The following is a 22,864-nucleotide window of genomic DNA, read 5'->3' on the forward strand; positions in this document are numbered from 1 at the left end:
AACTACGAACTTCTAGCCCGCAAAGCCTGAATTATTTCTTCAGCTTTCGGACTCATCTTATCACTTTCCTGAGCAATAGTTTCGCATCTTGCTAATAATGGCGGAACGAAATCCGGTTCTAATTGACCAATTAATAATTCCAGAGGTTGAGGATTTTCAATTTGATGAGAAATTGCCTCAACGGAAGAATCAGGAAAATGTACTGAGTGAATTTCGTTAATCACATCTGCGCGAGTTTTATCAGGATAAACCGCTAAAATCATCTCCACCAAAACTTGATTCATAATCGCTTGTTGAGACTGAGATTTCGTCAAAAAAGCTTCACTTTCCTGATAAATAGTTTCCGGATTGAAATTAGCTGCTTTACCTTGTTTAGCCTCATAAAAACGAGCAGCAGCATAACCAACCGCATACAGCATTGCCGCATTACTCGCCGCACCAACAAAAGCCCCAACACCAGGAATAATCTCGACAAAATTCAAACCCAGTTTAACAGCATTAAAACCACCTGCCAAAGCAAAAATTGTCACCACCTCACCGCGACGAGAAGGTTCTTTTAGATCGAGATTATAAGCAGCAGCAATTTGATAAACCAACTCAGCTTGCATTTGCGTCGTTGCAGCTAATTCAACACCAAACAAAATTGCTGCAAAAGGAGGAAGTAAATTCGTAAATAGTCCCAAACGTCCCGCATTCAAAGCTTGTTCGACCATCAAACGATGAGCAATTTCGCTTTCACTTTCTTGAGGATATTCTGACTTAAATTTATTTACCTTAGCTTCAACTTCGGCAACATCCACCTCACCCAACAAACTTAATAACCAATTTGCCTTAAAAAACTTCACAGTTTGGCGCAAAAAAGGTAAATCTGCGATCGCCTCCAGAGTAGTACCAGTTCCCGCGATCGCGCCAGCCAGTAATTTTTCCGCCTCCCCAAAAGCAGTTTCGAGAACTTCTTGAGAAGTTTTACCTACTGTCTCAGCAACATCAGTAACAGCTTGAATTGGGTCAGGATTATTTTGAGTGTTCGTCATAGAAATTTAGCTTAATAATTGATAGATTAAACCTAGAATAACACCGATAAAAACCAACTTACCCCGACCAAAAGAAAGAAAAATTGGGGATTGGGTTCAGTGAACAGGGAACAGTGACCAGTGAACAGTGGTGAACAGTGAACAGTTTATTCCCTAATTGCTTTTTGTCTCCAATATCTATTGGTAAATGAGTTCTTATAATGAGTAACATAAAAAATATGTATCTAAACATACAATTTTGGGGAAATTTAGCCTATTTATCAAGATATGATGACATTACAGCCCCCTTCCACAACTTACCTGCAATAGTTGCGAGCTTCAAAATTCAATCAGCCTTTAGCTTTTATTGTCCGTATAGGAACTCCGGCGAAACTCTTAGGGTTTAGGAGTCTGTGGAATGGGATGTAAGTTAAAGTTCCCCAAAATCCATGCCAAGAAAAAGATCTTTGGACTACCTGCCTCATACAGAATCAGCCGATCGCGCAATTCGCCTAAGACAACATCAGTACCTCTTCTATTGGCTTTCGATCGCCGCCGGACTAATTTTTCTACAGGGGTATATGATAGCTCCCCTCATTCCCCGTTTAGCTGAAGTATTTAACGTTCCGGTGCAGGAAATCGGCTTTATTGTTCCTGCCTATATGCTGTCCTATGCACTGATGGCATTATTCTACGGGCTACTGTCCGATCGCTTTGGACGATGGTCGATTATTCGTCTCTCTCTAGCCATTTTTGTCCTTTGTACAGCTTTAACAGCGACCTCTCAAACCGCTTCCCAAATGGCAACCTGGCGACTCTTAACCGGAATTGGAGCAAGTGGGGTGATTCCTCTCACCTTTGCCTTAATTGGTGATTTATTCCCATTCGATCAGCGAGGTGCAAAGCTAGGATTAGTATTTGCAGCAATGGAGGGAGGAATGGCAGCAGGATCGGCAGGGGGAGCGATTCTTGAACCATTTATCGGTTGGCGATCGCTGTTTCTCGGAACGGCTGTGCTGGCGGCGATCGTACTTTGGCGACTTCATCGTTACGGAGGTTTATTTGATACACCAAAAGTCGAAAAACTACCCACCCTTCGCCAAATCTTTCAAGGATACAGTCAAATTTTAGCCAGTTTTCGGGGACAACGAACCTATGCCTATGTTTTATGGAATGGCATTTACCACTCTGGCGTATACACTTGGCTAGGCTTATACTTGTCGCAACGGTACAATATGAATGCCTTGAGTATTGGTTTAACCATTCTTGGGTACGGTGTTCCTGGATTATTGCTAAGTTCTCTGATTGGTCGAGCAGTAGATCGCTGGGGACGGCGTTGGCTTGTTCCGGCTGGGTTAGTCATGGCTGCTCTGGCTGGAGTGGTGATGATTTTCGAGATTTCACCCGTGGGAACAACAATCGCAATTCTTGTGTTGTCTTTAGGTTATGACTTGACTCAGCCCTTGTTTGTGGGAATTGTCACGGATCTGGGAGACGATAATAATCTAGGACAAACGATGGGGCTAAAAGTTTTCACTCTTTTTACAGGATTTGGCATTGGTAGTTTGATATTTGGGGAGCTACTGCGCTTTGGATTTGTAACGTCTCTGGCTATATTTGGTGGGATTCAACTGATAATAGGTTTGTTTGCCGTTCCCCTCTTCTGGAAAGAAGTTCCCGATCGAGTACGAGTTTAGCTTAAAATGGGCGAACGATAAGCTTATGTGAGAGTAGCAAGGGCAGAAAGTCGCTTCCGACATGAATCAGTTTTCTATTCCCGAGTCAATTAACTTTCAAAAAGCTATCTCACTCACTCAAGCCTTTTACTATTTCTTTGTAGGTGTTGGATGTCAATTCAAGCGCAAAATAAAAAAAACAACGCGCAGAACCAAAAGACTTAGCAAGTAAGATATTTTGTTCGGACGTTGGATATATCCCTGTACTTGTACGCTTTTAACATTGACTATTACCACTCCTTGCCCTAATCTTAATAGACTATTGTTGGAATGGTAGCGATCAAAATGGTAGGAAGCGGAACTTAGGGCGCAAAGCGCATCCGGTGTCGTCAAACGACGAGGTTTTCTCGCGCCATCTTACACAATAAGGAGAACACCTAAATCGACAAATAACCTAATGAACGAACCAAACTACCGCATTGAAAAAGACTCAATGGGAGAGCGAGAAATTCCCCAAAACGCCTACTACGGAATTCAAACCTTACGCGCCATCGAAAATTTCCCCATTAGCGGCATCAAACCCCTACCCACGTATATTGATGCCTGCGTGCTAATTAAAAAAGCTACAGCCATTACTAACGGTGAATTAGGCTGTATTCCCCAGGATATCTCAAAGGCGATCGCCCAAGCCGCAGATGAAATCCTCCAAGGTAAATTTCGCGATCAATTTGTCGTTGACGTTTACCAAGCTGGGGCGGGTACTTCCCACCACATGAATGTTAACGAAGTCCTCGCTAATCGTGCCTTAGAAATTTTAGGCGACAAAAAAGGTAACTATCAGCGCGTCAGCCCCAACGACCATGTAAACTACGGTCAGTCTACCAACGATACAATTCCCACAGCAATTCGGATTGGCGCATTACTCGCCTTAGAACATTCATTGTATCCAGCTTTGTCGGACGCGATCGCCATTCTCGATCGAAAAGCGATTCAATTTAAGGATATTGTCAAATCAGGTAGAACTCACTTACAAGATGCTGTCCCTGTAAGACTAGGAGAGGGTTTCAAAGCTTGGGCAGAAATTTTAACCGACCATTTGGTTAGAATCGAAAGAGCCTCAGAAGATATCTCTATACTTGGTATTGGTGGTAGTGCGGCGGGAACTGGCTTAAATACACATCCGCAATATCGCTACCGCGTCACTGAACTACTTACTGAATTTATTCAACAACCTTTACAACCCGCAGAACATCTCATGGCAGCCATGCAGAGTATGGCTCCTTTTGTCAATATCTCTGGAACATTGCGTAACTTAGCCCAAGACTGCGTAAAAATCTCCCATGACTTGCGCTTAATGGACTCTGGACCCAAAACGGGTTTAAAAGAGATTCAACTGCCTTCAGTACAACCAGGATCGTCGATTATGCCCGGAAAATACAACCCAGTCATTGCCGAAATGACTTCGATGGTCTGTTTTCAAGTTATGGGTTATGACACCGCGATCGCTTTTGCTGCCCAAGCAGGACAATTAGAATTAAATGTCATGATGCCCTTAATTGCCTACGATCTCATCCACAGCATCGAAATTCTCGGTAATACCATCGAAGTCTTAGCCAAACGCTGTTTAGCAGGAATCGAAGCCAACCAATCTCGCTGTCTTAGCTATGCTGAAGGTAGTTTAGCTTTAGTTACCGCCCTTAACCCTCACATTGGCTATCTCAAAGCTGCCGATGTCGCTAAAGAATCCCTCGAAACAGGCAAATCAATCCGCCAAATCGTCCTCGAAAAAGGTTTAATGAATGAAACAGAACTCGCCTCTGTTCTCGATTTAGAAAAAATGAGCGCCCTTTCTGGGGATTAGGGACTGGGGATTAGGGATTAGGGATTGGGGAGGAGGGGATTGGGGAGGAGGGGACTGGGAAGACAAGGGAGACAAGGGAGACAAGGAGAAATTAGGGGATAAACTGATAACTGGTAACTGATAACTGGTAACTGATAACTGATAACTGGTAACTGATAACTGTCTTCGATCGCTGAAAATTTCGGAATAAATTAATTTTTCATGACAAATAATGTTAGTTTAATTCGTGCCAATTCTTATAACCTCGAAGAATTGCGAAACGATCTTAGGAAATTGTTAGAACCATTAGGAGGAATGGAAACTTTTGTCAAAAAAGGATCTCGCGTCCTCCTGAAACCCAATCTTCTCACCGGAAGTCGTCCGAGTAAAGAATGTATCACCCGTCCCGAAATCGTTTACCAAAAAAAATGGGTTTAAAGTCTCGCTGTTCTACGGCGACTTTGATTGAAAAGAAACTAGAAAGTTAGTACAATAGTTGATAGCGAGTAAAACGAAAATCTACGTGATTCTTCGCTCTAGTAGGTCGAAAACCCGGTAAGTAAGAAACAACGGTTAGATTGGCTCTAACGGCAGTATGACTAAACCACTGCAAGCTTTCTTCAGAGCGAGGAGCGTACTAAACTAGCTGAGTGATGGATGTTTGAAAGCATAAAACTCAAAAAAGTAAGCGCAATATATGCGGCTATATGTCAACATATTGAGCGTCTAGAGGCAACTTGACTGTGCCTGCAAGAGGAAAGAGAACTACTTGTGAATCCCCTCCCTTTAGCAACGCGGAGGGAGGGGAGTAGTCAATGTGTCGCCCAATTAGTCAAAGAAGCTGGGGGTAAACCGTTTTTTGGTGATAGTCCCGCTTTTGGTACTGCTAGAGGTGTGGCGAAAAGCAATGGTTATCTGCCTTTAATTGAAGATTTATCCTTGCCAATTGTCGAATTTCATGGTAAGCGTTACGAAACAGATAGCGATCGCTTTAGCCATCTTCGCCTCTCGAAAGAAGCAATGGATGCCGATGTCGTCATCAATTTACCCAAAGTCAAATCCCATGCCCAGCTAAACTTAACTTTAGGCGTAAAAAATCTCTTCGGCTGCGTTCCAGGGAAAATGAAAGCTTGGTGGCACATGGAAGCAGGTAAAGATGTTAACCGCTTCGGCGAAATGCTCGTCGAAACAGCACGCACAATTAACCCAGATTTGACCATCATCGATGGTATCATCGGTCACGAAGGTAATGGACCTTCTGGTGGCGAACCAAGGGATTTAGGTATCCTAGGAGCATCGGCGGATGTGTTGGCTTTAGACCGCTCAATGGTAGATATTCTGCGAGTTTCGCCCGATCTCGTACCGACAGTAGCAGCTTCGCAACGCTTAGGAATTTGCCCGGAAATAGCCGCAATCAATTTCCCTCTCCAGCATCCTAGCGAGTTAACAGTCGAGGATTGGAAATTGCCAGATAACTTAGTAGCGATCGATTTCGGCTTACCGAGAGTCATGCGATCGACATTTAAGCATCTTTATATCCGATTGATCGAGGAACCAATGAGTATTTATGTCGGTAAATCTGGCTAGACGGTCAATTCTGTTACAAACAATCACCTAAATAGGATCGTATCCTGTGTTAACCCTCCGATTGCTTAACTAAACCGCCCTCTCTTCAGTGGCGGTTTTTATTTGTTAAATTATTTGGGGATTGGGGATTGGGGATTGGGAACAGTAAACAGTGAACAGTGAACAGTGAACAGTGAACAGTGAACAGTGAACAGTGAACAGTGAACAGTGAACAGTGAACAGTGAACAGTGAACAGTGAACAGTGAACAGTGAACAGTGAACAGTGAACAGTGAACAGTTAGCATTTTATCCTTCTTGTCTCCCTTGTCTCCCCAGTCCCCAGTCCCCAGTCCCCAGTCCCCTCCTCCCCAATCCCCTCCTCCCCAATCCCCTCCTCACCAGTCACCAGTCCCCAGTCCCCAGTCCCCAGATAGAGGACAAGGAAGAAAAACTTTATTTAATATTGGTTGCACCGAAGACAATTTGCGACAGCGAAAGTCGCTAAAATAGTAATTAGGGGGTTATAATTGTTAACCCCTAGCTTTTTTAGTAATCGATCGAGTTATTTTCCCAAATCATTTTATGGAATCGAGTGGCCCGTCAGGCAACGCTTCTGAACAACCGCAAAGTAGATTAGCAGGAATTGTCGGAACAGCGATCGCAATCTTGACTTTGACTATCCCGATGTTAGTAATTGCTTACTATTCTTCCAACAGAAACATCGAAATGTTACCGCGAACCACTTATGTGCTACCGGGCAATCAGAATTAACTTATCAGAATTTGAGCTAAATCAACCAATCATGAAGTAAATCACCAAAAAAGCTCGGAGAAAGCCAAAGCTAACACTACGAAATTCAATCTTTCTCTGATAACAAGTCGAAAATTAGTATTGGTGATGACACCAGTAGTCCGTAATGTGCCAATTCTGTGTAGAATGCTTCACGAGGGTTAAAGATGTCGGTCGTAAAATCTGATTCAGGATGTGTAGATTGACGTCAGTTACTCTGTATACCTTGTAGTGTCTTATTTTTGGGAGTTCATTTGTGGATTTATCGCGCATTCCGGCTCAACCAAAGCCCGGTATAGTGAATGTTTTGATCGAAATTCCGGCAGGAAGTAAGAATAAGTACGAATTTGATAAAGATTTGAATGCTTTTGCCCTGGATCGAGTGCTTTACTCTTCAGTACACTACCCTTATGATTATGGTTTTATCCCCAATACTTTAGCTGATGACGGCGATCCCCTTGATGGGATGGTATTGATAGACCAGCCAACTTTTCCCGGATGCACGATCGCTGCTAGACCGATTGGTATGCTAGAAATGATCGACTCAGGCGATCGCGATGAAAAAATTATCTGCGTCCCCGATAAAGATCCTCGTTACACTCAGGTTAAGTCTCTGGAAAATGTAGCTTCTCATCGCTTGGATGAAATTGCTGAGTTTTTTCGTACCTACAAAAATTTAGAAAACAAGAAGACGGAAATTCTCGGCTGGCAAAACATTGACAAAGTAATGCCCTTAATCGAAAAGTGCATTGCTGCCGGAAGCAAGTAGACAATTACCTCGTGAGTGGGTAAAACTGTTGGATGTGACGTATCTCACAAGTTAATGATGATAAGAGCGCTAAGATTAATAAACCTGGTTGAAACTTCCCACAATCTTACCCACTCATCTAGATAATTTTCTTACTGCTAGTAATTTAAGCTGGGAAGTCCGCTCTGTAGTTGGGCGTTCAAAGAAGTAAAAAATGGCAGATCTCGAGCCAGCAGCACCAAAGTTAGAAAAGTTGATTTCAGACAGCAAGGAAACTAACCCTGCTGCCTGTTTTCTCGTCAAGTTCTGGGGAGTTAAAAATCAAATTGCTACTCCTGGAAAGGATAACCTGCGCTATGGGGGTAATACTTCCTGCGTGGAAATGCGCGTCGCCGACAAACGTTTAATTTTTGATGGCGGTACGGGAATACGCAAGCTAGGAAATAGTTTGCTCTCGCAGATGCCTGTGGAAGCTCATATCTTTTTTACCCACTGTCACTGGGATCGCATCCAAGGGTTTCCTTTTTTTGTTCCTGCCTTTATTCCTGGAAATTGCTTTCACATTTACGGTGCAGATGCCTCGAATGGTTCTTCTTTCCAAGAACGACTTGCCAAGCAAATGACTCATCCTAATTTTCCGGTTCCTATTCAGGTGATGCAGTCGGAACTCAAGTTTCACTGCCTTACTCCGGGACAAAAGGAAAATTTAGATAATGTTGAGGTTGAGACAATTTTGCTCAATAATACTCATCGCTCTGTTGCTTATCGAGTGAGTTGGCAAAAACATTCTGTGGTTTACGCTACCGATCTCGAATACTCTTGTGAAAGTTTTCCTCAAAAATTACTTAATTTGGCTCAAAATGCAAATTTACTGATTTTGGATGTTCCGGAAGTGGCGAACTCGAATTTACATAATTCGGCTTCGCCAGAATTGCAAGAGAAGGTGTGGTTGTGGAGTGTGGAAACAGCAAAAGCTGCTCGGGTTAAGCAAGTAGTTTTGTCTTCTCATTCTCCAGATTATAATGACGATCGCCTCGACCAAATGGAACAAAAGATCAAGTCGGTTTTTGGCAATGCCTGTCTTGCTCGTGAGGGAATGCTTGTGAGTGTTAATTAAATTTACAATTGAGAAATCCTCAAAGACGAGCTACTGATGATTTTTGCCGTCGGCGATCGCGATTATTTCCCATACTTGGTTTTTTTGATTTGGTTTTGCTGATTATCTCATTTTTAACAAGATTTACTCGGTTTCACGTAGTTACTAACAATTGAACGTAAAGTATTAGCATCAAAAGGCTTGGTCAGATATTCTGTTGCTCCAGCCAAACGACCTTGAACTTTATCAAAAGTTCCATCTCTTGCTGTTAACATCACAATTGGTAACTCTTGAAATTGAGGTAAACTACGCACTGTCCGACAAAGTTCTAAGCCATCAACTCCAGGCATTGATACGTCTAATAACAAAACGGCAATTTGTTGATGGTAAATCATTGATAAGGCATCAACAGCGTTATCTGCAACTAACACTTCGTAGTCGTTTCCCAAAATTCGTTTAATCAGTCCTTGCATGACGGTGCTGTCGTCCACTGCTAATATAGTTGGTTGCTTGTTTAAGGTTGAAGACATATTATTCATCGCATTTCGTGGTGTAGCATTTTTCATTATTTTTTTCTCTAGATAAGTTACAAATGAATAAAACTATTGGTTGTTTCTGGAATTCCTAGTTACATAATGGGTAAAGCAGCGATCGCTAATCACAAACATATAATAACTTTTTTAACAAATTTTCGCCAAAAAAATCACTCGGCGAGATTCTTCACCTTAGTAATAAATTGCTCTCAAGTCTTTGATTTAAGAAAGATAAACAATTGTCAAGTTATTTAAAGAATTAACTCAAAAAAAAAGAAACTAGGAGAAGAGAGCAAAAACTTAAATAAAAAAATCCAGTAGAATAGGGAGTAGTAAGCAGCAACAAGATTAAAATCGTTGGTAGAGATAAAGTCTTTTCTGTAGGACAGTGGGATGATGATTCATCTGGAAAATAACAGTATTTTAGACAATTTTACGGATGTGTTTTTCGTTTTGGACAGTAGGGGAAGATTCACATACCTAAATATACGAGCAGAACAATTTTTTTTGTGCAGCAGAGCAGAATTAATTGGTAAGTGTATTTGGGATAAGTTTCCCACATTAGCAAAAACCAACTTGGAGCAACAGTATAGCTTAGTAAAATCAAGTCAAGTGAGTGTTAAATTTGAGGAATTTTATGAACCTTTAGGCATTTGGTTTGAAGCCAGTATATTTCCCTACCAAGAAAATTTTGTCGTCAGTTGGCGAGATCTCAGTGAATGCACGCAAAAATCTCATTTAGCTAGGTTACAAGCAAAACTAACCGAAATTATTGCCGCCGGAGAAAGTTTAACTGCTACCCTGCAAAAATGTACGGAGATAATAGTAAACCAGCCAGATATTAGTCGAGCAGAAATCTGGACTTATAACTTGAAAGAAAAACAGCTACAACTAACAGTTTTTTCCGAGAAAGTATCTGCTCGGGAGAATCAAGAAGACTACAATAATCGTCAAAATCTTAATGGCGATCGGAAGTTATCAAGCTCAAATAATAGGTGCGTTGACGAAAATTTAATTGAGATAATTGCTAGGACTAGGGAAGCATATTATGGTATTCCTCAGCAAAGTCAAGAAAGAAAAAAGGGAAGTTTATCATTCGATGTAAGTGAAGAAAAAAGCTATTTTATTGGCTACCCATTGTTACTCGAAGAAAAATTAGTTGGTGCGATCGCTTTTTGGTGCGATAAGCCAGGAAATTCACAAATGGAGGAAACTTGGTCTAGTTTGTTAAAGCTAATCGCTATAGGGATAGAGCGTTGTTGGGCAAAACAAGCAAAAGCTTCTCATCGAGAAGGCTTAATTTTTTGTCTAGCTAATCAAATACGCAATTCTTTAGACCTTGATACAATCTTGCAAACTGCTGTCAGTGAAATCCGCAGTTTGTTACAAGTAAATCGTTGTTTTTATTTGTGGTGTTGGTCGAAGCCGAATCACCCTAGCTTGACAATATCTCACGAAGCTTGTGACCCTGAAAGTAAGTTAAGTACAATTGGAGACTGTCCGCCGCAAAAGTTAGGGCTTTTAGCCAAGACAGTTACTAGTAATACAATTTTATGTATAGACGAGATTAGTAATTATTCAGCTAAGAAAGATGAAGAAACAATCGAATTGCTAACTGAGTTGGGTATTAGTTCGATACTCTTGTTACCTTTAAAAACTCGCGCTGGACATTTAGGAGCGATCGCCTGTAGTAACTCTGAGGGTAAAAGAGTGTGGAAAAATGAAGAAATAGATATTTTGCAAGCAGTAGTGGATCAATTAGCGATCGCGATCGACCAAGCAGAATTGTTCGCTCAAGCTCGCGCTACTGCTCTTGCTGCTCAAACTCAAGCTCAACAACTACAATTAACTTTACAACAACTGAAACAAACTCAAGGGCAACTGATCCAAAATGAAAAAATGTCGAGTTTGGGGCAAATGATAGCAGGGATCGCTCACGAAATCAATAATCCGGTTAACTTTATTAGCGGTAACTTAAGCTGTACGAGCGAGTATGCAGAAAACGCGATCGCCCTATTGAAACTTTATCAAAAACATTATCCTTTTCCTGACCCAGAAATTCAGCAGTATGTAGAAGATATTGATTTGGAGTTTTTGGCTGAAGATTTGCCGAAAACTATTGCTTCGATGCACGTTGGTGCAAATCGCATCCGGGAGATTGTACTTTCGTTGCGTAATTTCTCGCGTTTAGATCGAGCAGAAATGAAGCCTGTGGATATCCACGAAGGAATTGAAAGTACCTTGTTGATTTTACACAATCGCCTCAAAGAAAAAGCACATCAGCGCGAAATTCAAGTGATTAAAGAGTTTGGCGATTTGCCGAAGGTAGAGTGTTATGCGGGACAACTCAATCAAGTATTAATGAATATTCTCAGTAATGCTATTGATGCTTTGGAAATGACCTCAGATAAGCAAGAAAGTAATTTAGAGATATTGAGCGATTCGAGATTAATACCGATGATTCGCCTCCGCACTCAATTAGTTGAGGATTGGGTGAGAATTTCGATTGCGGATAACGGTCCGGGTATGAGTGAGAAAATCCGCGATCGCATTTTCGATCCTTTCTTTACTACAAAACCTGTAGGTAAAGGTACGGGTTTGGGACTATCAATCAGTTATCAAATTATTGTCGAAAAACACGGTGGTAGTTTCGAGTGTATTTCTGCACCCGGAGAAGGAAGTGAGTTTATTATCCAAATTCCTCTTACACCGCTACCTGAGAAAATGAGGGGACGATCGTTTGAGGGAGCTTTGGGAGAATTCTCCGAATCAGAAGAGGGATAAACTGATAATTGGTAACTAAACTCAATTCCAATCAAAGAAGGAGAATAAGGTGTCCTTGCTAAGACATTTAGAGAAGGCTTTGCTGGAAAAATTCATCCACTTAATTGCAGCTAATACTGGTTTATCTGTTCGCGAACAAGACAGAAATGGTTTGGCTCGCAAAATTTTGTTTCGGATCAAGTCACTGAAATTATTTTCACCAGAAAGTTATTACCAACTCCTAGCATCTGAAAGTAATCAAAGCAGACAAGAATGGCAAGAATTAATTGTTCTGCTAACGACGACAGAAAGTTATTTTTTTCGCGATCGCGGACAGCTTAATCTCTTACAGAAGATAATTTTACCCGAACTAATCCAAAGGCAAAAAGCAACTAAGACGCTGAAAATTTGGAGTGCCGGTTGTTCTACTGGAGAAGAGCCGTTTTCCCTCGCTATTATTCTCCAAGAAATTCTCCCCGATCTGGCAGATTGGCAAATTTCAATTTGGGGAACTGATATTAATCGAGAAGCGCTTGCTAAAGCTGAGAAGGGCGTTTATACTTCCTGGTCATTTCGTTTAGTCGAGCGTAAAATTCTCCAGAATTACTTTCACCCAATTTCTCAAGGTTTTCAACTTAAGGATGAAATACGCGAACTAGTTAAATTTGAGAATTTAAATTTAGTTACCGCTCGCTTCGATAGTCCTAATTATAACATTTACGATCTAGATTTGGTTCTTTGTCGTAACGTTTTTATTTATTTTGATAAAGAAGCGATCGCGACGGTATTGGCAAAATTTCATCAAACCATAAAACCTGGCGGATATCTCCTCACGGGACACGCAGAATTATACGGTCAAAATCTCCAAAACTTCCAGACAAAAATCTATCCAGAATCAATTGTTTACCAGCGTAGCAAACAGCGATCGCTATTGAAAAGTCCCAGCGATCGTCCGGTGAGAGAGCGGGCGAAAATAATCGAAAAACCCCCCATTCGTCAGTCAATTACTCCAGCACCGACTACAGCCAAAAATCTTTACAGCGAAGCCCAAACCAGGTTTCAGCAGAAAGCATACACCAGCGCGATCGCCAAAGCCAAACAAGTGCTTCAGTTAGAACCTCGTAACTTTCGAGCTTACTTTCTCCTCGCTCAAATTTATGCTAATCTGGGCAAGTATGAGCAAGCAATCCACTATTGTCACCAAGCAATATCCATCGATTCATTTGCTATCGAAACTTACCAATTGCTAGCTAAAATTGCTGAAGAACAAGGAGATATTCAAACAGCCAAAAATTTGTTAAAAAAAATTATTTATCTCGACTATCGTTGTATCTCAGCTTATTTAGAACTTAGTCACTTATACGCCAGAGAAGGAGACAGCAAACGTGCCGAAAAAATGGAAGTAGCTGGGAAAGAACTTCTCAGAGAATTAACCAATGATTCTTCTTTCGCAGAACCCGGTTAAATGAAATTAAACTCCCTAAAAATTACCATTTTTAATCGCTGGAGAGCAAAAAAAACACAAAGATTGCCAAAATTAACTTTTTGTGACTAGAACTTAACTACTGTCAAGGCAGGATAAATAATAGAAAATGAGGGTGGGAAATTAGGCACCGAACGCCGAGTTAAGCAAATATATGAAAGAAAACCCCTATCTGATCTTTAGCTTGAATAATTCCTTGTATGGTGTAGAAGCACTCTCAGTTGAAGAAGTTTTTTTTCTACCTGAATTGACACCAGTCTTGGATGCCGATCGCTACCTAGTTGGTGTAGTTAATCTTCGAGGAAAAATTATTCCAGTAATCGATCTGCTTCTTCGCTTAGGCTATCGCACTCGAAACTACCAACTAACTGATAGCGTGGTGGTATTAAATTGGCAAAATCAACGTTTTGGGATCGTTGCTCATCAAGTTCGTGAAGTACAAAATATTGCCGAGGAAGAAATTAGCCGACGCCAAGAGTTTTCTGTTCGCTTAGCGTCTCCAACAAATTTAGAAGAAGAAGAAAATCGTCTTTCTTCTTCTTCTCTAGCTGAGGTAAATACTGATTCTTCCAGCAGTTTCTTATCTGGTATAGCTCGACTTGAAACGGAGATAGTTCTGTTATTAAATTTAGAAAATTTACTGCATTTAGAACCAATCCAGTCAAATTTGGTTTCCGAACTAGATTCCCAAACTTTAGCAGAAAAAGAGTTATTAGCAGAACGATTATTTGCTCCTCATGCTACTCCAGAAGAAAAAGCAATTTTTCGGCAACGAGCTAATCATTTAAGGCAAGTTAGCGAAAGTGAAAACCTTACTGGTGCGCTTCCTTTAGCAGTGATTAATTTAAACGGGGAATTGTTAGGAATTAACTTGCATTTAATCCGGGAATTCACCGAGATAGAAAGAGTAACTCCTATTCCCTGCACGCCAGAGCGGATTGTCGGAAATATGAATCTCCGAGGCGAAATCGTCACCTTAATTGACCTACGCAGTGCGTTAAACTTGTCTTTAAGTAATGCTCGATCTTACTCAAAAGCAATGATTGTTGAGGTAGAAGATTTAGTGGCAGGAATAACTATCGAAAACGTTCGTGATGTAACCTTTATTTCTCCAGAAAAAGTGACTGCTGTACCTGCTGCTCTCCATTCTACTAACGATGAATATTTTCAAGGAACAGCAAAATATTGCGAGCAGATCGTGACGATTCTCAACTTGCCCAAAATTTTCCAAGAAGGTGGCTTAATAGTAGACGAAGAAGTTTAAAGTTAGCTCGAAAAAAAGAGGTGAAATAGCTATGTTAGCTAAATTAAAACTGCGCGATCTAATTTTATTAGGATATGGAGTGCCTGTAGTCGTTTTGTCTATCGGAGCAGCCGGATTTATTTACTCGACAACTCATCAAGTATTTAAAACCTTAAAAGATGTCAAAAGAGTACAGTCGGTGATTATTCAAGCAAATGAAATGGGGCTGGAAACTCAGGATACTATTCGGAGCGTACGTGGTTATTTTGTCGATCCAAATCCCCAGTTTTTAGCAGAGTATCAACAGTCGAGAGAATCATTTACCCAAGCAGCAAATGTTTTAGATCGACTGATAATTAACGAAACTCAAAAAAGACGTTTGAATAGGATGATTTACCTGAATTCAGAATATCAAAAACTTTCCGAACGAATGTTAGAATTATTAGATAATGGTCAAGAAGAGCAGGCAGTAACTTTGTTTCAGCAGGGATTAGGTAACTCTTTTGTCGAAGAATTCGATCGCGTGAATGAAGAATTTCTGCAAGCAGAAAGCAATTTACTGGAAACAGAAACGCGACGAGCAGAAAAGGCTTTAGAATTTCTGCTGACAATACTGATTCTCGGTTCGTTGTTACTGGCTGGTTTAGGAGTAGGTTTAGCTTTTTGGATTTCTTCGGGAGTAACGAGAGCTATCGATCGCGCGACAAATGCGATCGCCACCTCTTCAAGCGAAATTGCTAGTACCATCGAACAACAAGAGCGTACTTCTAACCAACAAGCGGCATCAGTTAGCGAAACGACAACTACGGTGGATGAGTTGGGAGCTTCTTCGCGTCAGTCAGCCGAACAAGCTGAAGCTGCTGCAAATGCAGCAATGCAAGCACTTCATCTCACTGAAGGCGGAAGCCAAGCGGTAGATCGTAGCTTGGAGAGAATGTCAGAGTTGAAAGAAAAAGTAGGCGCGATCGCCGAACAAATTTTGTGCCTCAGCGAACAAACAAATCAAATTGGTAATATCTCTCTGCTGGTGTCCGATCTTGCCAATCAGACTAATATGTTAGCTCTGAATGCTGCGGTGGAGGCAGTGCGTGCGGGCGAACAAGGTAAAGGTTTCGGCGTCGTGGCAAGTGAAATTCGCAAATTGGCTGACCAAAGTAAGCAATCTGCGGACAAAATTAACACTTTGGTTGGCGATATTCAAAATGCAATTAATTCAACAGTGATGGTGACAGATGAAGGAACCAAAACTGTCGAAACTGGTGTAGAAATTGCTCGCCAAACTGCTGATGCTTTTGCTGGGGTTGCCGATGCAGTTAATAATATGGTTTTGAGCAATCAACAAATTTTACTTAATATCAAGCAGCAAGCTAGTGCTATTGAACAAATCGTCCAAGCTATGAACAGCATCAACCAAGGTGCTCAAGAAACTGCTAGCGGCATTAGTCAAACGAAAATTGGCACTGAAAAATTAAATGATGCTGCTATCGAGCTAAAAGCCATTGTCTAAATTAACTATTTTAATTGTTGATCGTTTATGAGTTTATTGATTTCAAGTTTCTTTTTAATTCAGTTTGTTGAACGCCAGGTAAAGACATGACTCAAGTTATTGCTCGGTTACGTTTAATTGTAATAGTTCTCTTTATTTTTGCCTTATTCAACTTAGTTACTATCTACACTCAAATTAAGACAATGACAAATGATAGTAGGATTATTAATTTAGCTGGTGTAGTTCGAGGTAATAGCCAAAGAGTAGTTAAATTAGAATTACTGAGGCAAGATTCAACGGAGCAAATTTTAGCAATCGAGGAAATTATTGAAGGTTTGCTGGTTGGCGTTCCCGACATTGATTTAGTCAAAACTAGCAATGAAGATTTTTTGACTAAAATGCGCGAAGTTAAACAACAGTGGTTAGAACTCGAAGCAATTCTTCAAGCAGTAAATATAACTCCTGAAAATTCCAACAAGCTTTGGCAAGCAAGCGAAGTTTTTTGGGAATTAACCAACGAAGCAGTAGCTGCTGCCGAAGCTTTTGCTAAAGCCAATGTTATTAAAACGGAAAATTTAGCAATTTTAATGTTTATTTTTCACTTATTTATTTTAACAATTATTTGGCTAATTCTGCGTAAAATTGCTTCAAGACTGCAAAGAACTACTTCTACTATTGCCTCTACTTCAACAGAAATTGCTTCCACAGTAACCGAACAAGAGCGAGTAGCTACCCAGCAAGCTACTGCTTGTAACGAACTAGCAATTACAATGGAAAATTTAGGCGAGTCTTCTGGCAATTGTACCCAACAAGCTCAGGCAGCCGCTAGTGCAGCTCAAGCGGCGCTAGAACTTTCAGATCTAGGTAGTAAAGCGGTAGATCGTAGCTTGGAGAGAATGTCAGAGTTGAAAGAAAAAGTAGGCGCGATCGCCGAACAAATTTTGCACCTCAGCGAACAAACAAATCAAATTGGTAATATCTCTTTGCTGGTGTCCGATCTTGCCAATCAGACTAATATGTTAGCTCTGAATGCTGCGGTAGAGGCAGTGCGTGCGGGCGAACAAGGTAAAGGTTTCGGCGTCGTGGCAAGTGAAATTCGCAAATTGGCTGACCAAAGTAAACAATCTGCGAACAAAATTAACACTCTGGTTGCCGATATTCAAAATGCAATTAATTCAACAGTGATGGTGACAGATGAAGGAACCAAAACTGTCGAAACTGGTGTAGAAATTGCTCGCCAAACTGCTGATGCTTTTGCTGGGGTTGCCGATGCAGTTAATAATATGGTTTTGAGCAATCAACAAATTTTACTTAATATTAGGCAACAAGCTGGTGCTATCGAGCAAGTTTGGCAAACTACGAATGATATTAATCAAGGTGCTAAAGAAACAGCTACTGGGATTAGTCAAACTAAATTTGGGACAGAAAGATTAAATCAAATAGCTTTAGCTCTCAAGGAAATGATCTAGAAAATAGCAAATTATCTAAGATTGAAAATGAAACTAAGCAAAAAATTATATGTGGGTTTAGCAATACCAGTCATTTGCATACTAGGCATTGGCGTATATTCTCTCAAAGCTTTCACGTTGATCGATCGGCAAGTAGGAACAATTTATGACGATCGCGTAATTCCTTTACAACAGCTTAAACTGATTTCTGACGACTACGCCGTGTATATTATCGATGCAGTAAATAAAGCAAATTCTGGTATATTCACAAGCGCACAAGCGTTAAACTCGGTCAATCAAGCGATGACTAGGATTGAAGAACACTGGCAAGAGTATAAAAACACAAACTTGACAGAGCAAGAAGTAGCAATTGTTGCCGAAGTCGAAAAATTGTTTGTCACAGCCGATGCAGAAATAAACCAGCTCGTAACAGCCCTAGAATCAGGCGATCCCGAGCAAATAGAGAATTTTGATGGCGAACTCTATGCCGTAATCGATCCTTTAACAGCGAAAATTCAACAATTAATTAGCTTACAATTAGAAGTTGCCCAAAACGAACGAGAAAAAGCAGCCCAGCTATACAATAATATTCGGATTTTTTTTTCAATCTTGTTAATTTTAGCCATTGTCTTAGCATCGCCAATTGGCTCGATCCTCAGCCGTTCAATTACTGCGAGTATCCAAGAAGTAATTAACTCCTTAGTTTCAGCTTCAAGCCAGATTGCCGCCGCTACCGAACAACAAGAACGCATCGCCTCACAGCAAGCCGCCTCAGTAAATGAAACTAGCACGACAATGGATCGACTCGAAGAAGCAGCGCAAACCACAGCTACACAATCAGAAACCGCAGTAGCAAATGCTCAACGGGTGCTCTCTTTGGCACAAGAAGGAATGGAAGCGGTGAATAGTACCCAGTCGGGAATGTGGGAATTAAACGAAAAAGTAGGCGCGATCGCGGAATTGACTTATCGTTTAAATGAACAAGCCGATCGAATTGGGATCGTCTCTCAATTGGTCTTCGAGTTAGCAAATCAAACTAATATGTTAGCCCTCAACGCCGCCGTAGAAGCGATTCGCGCTGGAGAACAAGGAAAAGGTTTTGCTGTGGTTGCTAGCGAAATTCGCAAACTAGCAGACCAAAGCAAACAATCTGCTGACAAGATTAATGTTTTAGTTGCCGATATTCAAACAGTAATTGGTAAAACTGTCACCGCTACCGAAGTGGGGACAAACAAAGTTAAACAGGGACTAAGTAACACCGAAAAAACTGCTACAGTTTTCCAAGAAGTCGCTGAAGCGATCGACGAAATCGTTCTTAGTTCGGAACAAATTTCTTTAACAGCCCAACAACAAGCGATCGCGATCGCCCAAGTTGTCCAAGCAATGAATGCCCTTAACCAAGCAGCTAAAGAAAGCGCCGAAGGTATTAGCCAAACCAAAATCGGCACTCACAAACTTAACGAAACTGCTTTAGAACTTAAAGAAATGGTTTAGTCAATTTTATATTTTAAAATGGGGATAAAATGACGATCGAAGACGAAGAATTACGCAATCTTTATCAAACTTCTAGTGAAGAACACTTACAAAAACTAAACAACGGTTTATTGTATTTAGAAGCGCATCCAGAAGACAAAACTCCCTTTGAAGAATTACTCCGAGAAGCGCACAGTCTCAAAGGAGATTCGCGAATGCTGGGTGTCAACGATGTAGAAACTTTAATTCATCAAATCGAACATATTTTAGGAACAATTTATCGCGGAGAAACCGAATTAACTCCCGAAGTAAGCGAGATTTTGTATGCGGGTTTAGATAATGTGACTAAACTGGTTCGCGAAGCTGTTACTGGCGAACTCAGTGGAGTTAATATTTTCCAAGCTCTGGCTCAATTAATGGGTGCATCAACTTCGAGTAATGAGGGTGAAAATGTTAGTAAAACCGAAGAAGAAATTGAGTCAGCAAATGATAGTATAACTGAGTCAGATAGTGAGAGTTTCACGGAAGAAATTGAGCCAAAAACTGAGCTTGTGAATCAAGATTTAGGAGAAATCCGCGACAATCTCACGGCAATTCCTAACGGAAAATCCCCAGTCCCCAGTCCCCAGTACCCAATTCCCAATCCCCAATCTCAACCTTATCGCATTGAAACAATTCGCGTCCAAACTCGCCATTTGGATGCGTTAATGACTGAAACTGGTGAGTTAACAGTCACGCAAATACGCATTGCTCACCAATTAAACCAAATTGAAGAAATTGCCGCTTTGTGGTCAGAAATGCAGGCTAACAAGCAAAAAAAGGTGGCTTCTCCAGAAATCGAACAGCGCATCGAAGCTAGTCTTAAACAGTTATTAACTTTCGCCCAAGAAAACGTCGCCCGACTCGACATTATCTCCAACGATTTAGAAGAAAAAATTCGTACGCTGCGACTTTTACCTTTAGCAAACATTTTTAACTTGTATCCGCGTACAGTTAGGGATTTAGCTAAAGAATTTGGCAAAGAAGTAGAACTAATTATAGAAGGAGGAGAAACCACCGCCGACAAACGTATTCTCGAACAAATGAAAGATCCTTTGCTGCATTTAATTCGCAATGCGATCGATCATGGAATTGAAACCAAGAGCGATCGCCGAGAATTAGGAAAGCCTAAAGTTGCTCAGTTGCGCTTGCGAGGCTACCAAACTGCTAATAATATAGCGATCGAAGTCTGTGATGATGGGCAAGGTTTAGATACAGAAAAAATTAAGCAAACTGCGATTAGCCGAGGTTTATACCATCCCGAAGAACTCGCAGCCATGACACCAAATCAAATTTATAGTTTGATTTTTGCTCCGGGATTTTCGACTCGCACCTTTATTACTGAGGTATCTGGAAGAGGTGTAGGTTTGGATGTGGTACGGTATCATGTAGAACAATTGAAAGGTACTATCGAAGTCGAATCTACGCCCAAAAAGGGAACCACGTTCCGTATGCTACTCGGTAAAACTCTCGCTACTGCACCAGTTTTGTTGGTAGAAGTTGACGGAATCGCTTACGGTATACCTTTAGAGTTCGTCCAAAGAAACTTACTTGTCTTCCCAGAAGAAATTTTTACGATTGGCGGAAAAGACGCGATCGCGATCGACAGACAAGCAATCTCGGTAGCTTGGTTAGCAGATTTATTAGAAATTTCTCCTAACTTAACTGACAAAAACAATCTCCCTAAAAAGCAACTAATTTGTATTCTTTTGCAAGTTGGACAAGAAAAATTTGGGCTATTTGTTGACCGATTGTTAGATACTCAAGATGTTGTCCTCAAACCCCAAAGTAAATTTTTGAAACGAGTGCGGAATGTCGCTGGGGCAACTATTCTCGGAACTGGAGAAGTTTGCACGATTCTTAACCCGATTGACTTGCTTAAATCAGTCCAAAAACAAACTTTATCTCTCTCAACCGTTAAAGAAAAATCTACTCCCACTCACTCCAACAAACCAGTAATTCTATTAGTTGAAGATTCCATTGCCACTCGTACCCAAGAAAAACGCATTCTTGAAGGTGCTGGCTACCAAGTAGTTACGGCTGTAGACGGTTTAGATGGCTATAATAAACTTCGCCTTAGTGACTTTGATGCCGTCGTCTCTGACGTCCAAATGCCCAATCTTGATGGTTTATCCTTAACCGCTCGCATTCGCCAACATCAAGAATATAACGAATTGCCAATTATTTTGGTCACTTCTTTAGCTACGGACGAAGATAAAAGAAGAGGCGCTGAAGCTGGCGCTAATGCTTATATCACAAAAGGAGATTTTAATCAACTGTTTTTGCTAGAAACTTTAAAAAGATTAATTTAACTAAGCTGAGGAGAGAAAAATGCCGTTTAATTCTTATCGAAACGGCTACTAAAAAAAGTAGATCTTTGCTCAATGTAAACTAGAGCTTAACAGTGGAGGAGTCTGACTTAAAAACAATGCCAATTCGAGTTTTAATCGTAGAAGATTCGTTGATTGCGATGACAATTTTAACTAGAATTCTCGCTTCATCACCAGAAATTGAAGTAGCGGGAACTGCTCGAACTGGTAAAGAAGCACTAGAGTTAATTTCTGAAGTTAAACCAGATGTAATTTGCACGGATTTACATATGCCGCAGATGGATGGTTTAGAGTTTACAAAAGAAGTAATGATTCGCTATCCGCGACCAATTTTAGTTATTAGCGCTTCCGTGCAACAACAAGAAGATTCGAGTAATGTCTTTCAGCTTTTAGAAGCGGGTGCGGTAGACGTTTTTCCTAAGCCTCCAGGCGGTTCCGCAGGCGATTACGAAGCAATTAAACGCGCCTTAATTAGTAAGATTAAAATTTTATCGGGAGTGAAAGTATTTACACGGCACTCGCGTCGCAATCAGGAGACTAAGCAAGAGCAAAAACCAAAAGAAAAATCAACTTCTACTTGTCAAAAGATTATTGAATCTCCACCTCGAAAAATTATCCGAAATCGCAGTCTGCGGCTGCCAGCAAATACACAATTTAAAATGATTGTAGTGGGTGCATCGACAGGAGGACCCCAGGCACTAAAAACCTTATTGACTGGCTTACAAAATCACTTAAATTTACCAGTAATTTGTGTTCAACATATAAGTGAAGGATTTTTACAAAGTTTAGTGGATTGGTTAGGAAGTAGCTGTCATTTACCAGTACAAATTGCTCGTCCCGGCGAGTTACCACAACCAGGAACAGTTTATTTTGCTCCCGAACAATTACACTTAGAATTAGATAATATTGGGCGATTTATTTATGCTGCTACGGTGCGAGTAGACGGACATCGTCCCTCAGTCACAGTAACATTTAAATCGGTAGCAAAATTGTATGGCAAAAGAACGATTGGAATTTTATTAACAGGTATGGGTAAAGATGGTGCAGCCGGAATGGAAGATATTGCGAAAGTTGGCGGTTTAACTATTGCCCAAGATGAAGCGAGTAGCGTAGTATTTGGAATGCCGAAAGCGGCGATCGCGCTGAACGCAGCCCAGTATATTTTACCAATTGACGCGATCGCGCCTCACTTGTTACAAAAAGTTATCCTGCGGTGAATGCGATCTCGTCAATCAAACATTGTCCCACAAGTTTCGCAGCAGTGAAACACTATTGACAGGGCATCACATACAAATCACTCACTGAACTTATCTCGCGGTGAAAAATATCGAGAAATT

General features: G+C 40.9%; 18 protein-coding genes. 15 read left to right on the top strand and 3 right to left on the bottom strand.

The features are described 5' to 3' along the window. Nucleotides 1–2: 2 nt before the first annotated feature. Complete coding sequence (locus G3T18_RS01265) at nucleotides 3–1,034, bottom strand: hypothetical protein (RefSeq protein ID WP_224408701.1); 1,032 nt, start codon at nucleotides 1,032–1,034, stop codon at nucleotides 3–5. A gap of 428 nt (nucleotides 1,035–1,462) precedes the next feature. Between G3T18_RS01265 and G3T18_RS01270 the strand changes: the two genes are divergently transcribed. After that, nucleotides 1,463–2,710: an MFS transporter gene (locus tag G3T18_RS01270; protein ID WP_224408702.1), complete on the top strand. Its 1,248-nt coding sequence runs from the start codon at nucleotides 1,463–1,465 to the stop codon at nucleotides 2,708–2,710. A gap of 109 nt (nucleotides 2,711–2,819) precedes the next feature. Here G3T18_RS01270 and G3T18_RS25680 read toward each other — a convergent pair whose 3' ends face one another. Next, complete coding sequence (locus G3T18_RS25680) at nucleotides 2,820–2,948, bottom strand: helix-turn-helix domain-containing protein (protein ID WP_224408743.1); 129 nt, start codon at nucleotides 2,946–2,948, stop codon at nucleotides 2,820–2,822. Between the two features lie 198 nt (nucleotides 2,949–3,146). Between G3T18_RS25680 and G3T18_RS01280 the strand changes: the two genes are divergently transcribed. The 6 genes from G3T18_RS01280 (at nucleotide 3,147) to G3T18_RS01305 (ending at nucleotide 8,750) form a co-directional block, all read left to right on the top strand. Further along, on the top strand, nucleotides 3,147–4,550 hold the full coding sequence (locus G3T18_RS01280) for an aspartate ammonia-lyase (protein ID WP_224408703.1): 1,404 nt from the start codon (nucleotides 3,147–3,149) through the stop codon (nucleotides 4,548–4,550). 201 nt (nucleotides 4,551–4,751) lie between these two features. Next, nucleotides 4,752–4,967 carry a hypothetical protein gene (locus G3T18_RS01285; RefSeq protein ID WP_397333899.1) on the top strand — a complete coding sequence of 72 codons (216 nt, stop codon included), beginning with the start codon at nucleotides 4,752–4,754 and terminating at the stop codon, nucleotides 4,965–4,967. Nucleotides 4,968–5,300: 333 nt separating this feature from the next. Then, nucleotides 5,301–6,116 carry a DUF362 domain-containing protein gene (locus tag G3T18_RS01290; protein ID WP_224408704.1) on the top strand — a complete coding sequence of 272 codons (816 nt, stop codon included), beginning with the start codon at nucleotides 5,301–5,303 and terminating at the stop codon, nucleotides 6,114–6,116. 562 nt (nucleotides 6,117–6,678) lie between these two features. Further along, nucleotides 6,679–6,867: a hypothetical protein gene (locus G3T18_RS01295; RefSeq protein WP_224408705.1), complete on the top strand. Its 189-nt coding sequence runs from the start codon at nucleotides 6,679–6,681 to the stop codon at nucleotides 6,865–6,867. A gap of 274 nt (nucleotides 6,868–7,141) precedes the next feature. Beyond that, a complete protein-coding gene (locus G3T18_RS01300; protein ID WP_224408706.1) occupies nucleotides 7,142–7,654 on the top strand; it encodes an inorganic diphosphatase in 513 nt (170 codons plus the stop codon). Nucleotides 7,655–7,847: 193 nt separating this feature from the next. Next, complete coding sequence (locus tag G3T18_RS01305; RefSeq protein ID WP_224408707.1) at nucleotides 7,848–8,750, top strand: MBL fold metallo-hydrolase; 903 nt, start codon at nucleotides 7,848–7,850, stop codon at nucleotides 8,748–8,750. A gap of 113 nt (nucleotides 8,751–8,863) precedes the next feature. On the opposite strand, the gene G3T18_RS01310 is transcribed toward G3T18_RS01305, so the two are convergent. After that, the gene (locus G3T18_RS01310; RefSeq protein ID WP_224408744.1) at nucleotides 8,864–9,259 is read right to left on the bottom strand and encodes a response regulator; all 396 of its coding nucleotides are present in this window, start codon (nucleotides 9,257–9,259) and stop codon (nucleotides 8,864–8,866) included. 399 nt (nucleotides 9,260–9,658) lie between these two features. Here G3T18_RS01310 and G3T18_RS01315 point away from each other — a divergent pair, with 399 nt between their 5' ends. The 8 genes from G3T18_RS01315 to cheB all read left to right on the top strand — a co-directional run bounded on the left by G3T18_RS01315 (nucleotide 9,659) and on the right by cheB (nucleotide 22,744). After that, nucleotides 9,659–12,046, top strand: a complete 2,388-nt coding sequence (locus G3T18_RS01315) for an ATP-binding protein (protein ID WP_224408745.1) — start codon at nucleotides 9,659–9,661, stop codon at nucleotides 12,044–12,046. Between the two features lie 49 nt (nucleotides 12,047–12,095). Continuing rightward, nucleotides 12,096–13,490 carry a CheR family methyltransferase gene (locus G3T18_RS01320; protein WP_224408708.1) on the top strand — a complete coding sequence of 465 codons (1,395 nt, stop codon included), beginning with the start codon at nucleotides 12,096–12,098 and terminating at the stop codon, nucleotides 13,488–13,490. Between the two features lie 172 nt (nucleotides 13,491–13,662). Beyond that, complete coding sequence (locus tag G3T18_RS01325) at nucleotides 13,663–14,772, top strand: chemotaxis protein CheW (protein ID WP_224408709.1); 1,110 nt, start codon at nucleotides 13,663–13,665, stop codon at nucleotides 14,770–14,772. Nucleotides 14,773–14,803: 31 nt separating this feature from the next. Further along, entirely contained in the window at nucleotides 14,804–16,258 is a 1,455-nt protein-coding gene (locus G3T18_RS01330) for a methyl-accepting chemotaxis protein (protein ID WP_224408710.1), read from the top strand. Nucleotides 16,259–16,344: 86 nt separating this feature from the next. Then, nucleotides 16,345–17,706, top strand: a complete 1,362-nt coding sequence (locus G3T18_RS01335; RefSeq protein ID WP_224408711.1) for a methyl-accepting chemotaxis protein — start codon at nucleotides 16,345–16,347, stop codon at nucleotides 17,704–17,706. A gap of 27 nt (nucleotides 17,707–17,733) precedes the next feature. Further along, on the top strand, nucleotides 17,734–19,179 hold the full coding sequence (locus G3T18_RS01340) for a methyl-accepting chemotaxis protein (protein ID WP_318013912.1): 1,446 nt from the start codon (nucleotides 17,734–17,736) through the stop codon (nucleotides 19,177–19,179). Between the two features lie 29 nt (nucleotides 19,180–19,208). Continuing rightward, nucleotides 19,209–21,509 carry a hybrid sensor histidine kinase/response regulator gene (locus G3T18_RS01345; RefSeq protein WP_224408713.1) on the top strand — a complete coding sequence of 767 codons (2,301 nt, stop codon included), beginning with the start codon at nucleotides 19,209–19,211 and terminating at the stop codon, nucleotides 21,507–21,509. 116 nt (nucleotides 21,510–21,625) lie between these two features. Further along, nucleotides 21,626–22,744 carry a chemotaxis-specific protein-glutamate methyltransferase CheB gene (cheB, locus tag G3T18_RS01350; protein ID WP_224408714.1) on the top strand — a complete coding sequence of 373 codons (1,119 nt, stop codon included), beginning with the start codon at nucleotides 21,626–21,628 and terminating at the stop codon, nucleotides 22,742–22,744. Nucleotides 22,745–22,864: the final 120 nt, after the last annotated feature.

The organism is Oscillatoria salina IIICB1 (genome assembly GCF_020144665.1).
In the GTDB taxonomy this organism is placed as follows: domain Bacteria; phylum Cyanobacteriota; class Cyanobacteriia; order Cyanobacteriales; family SIO1D9; genus IIICB1.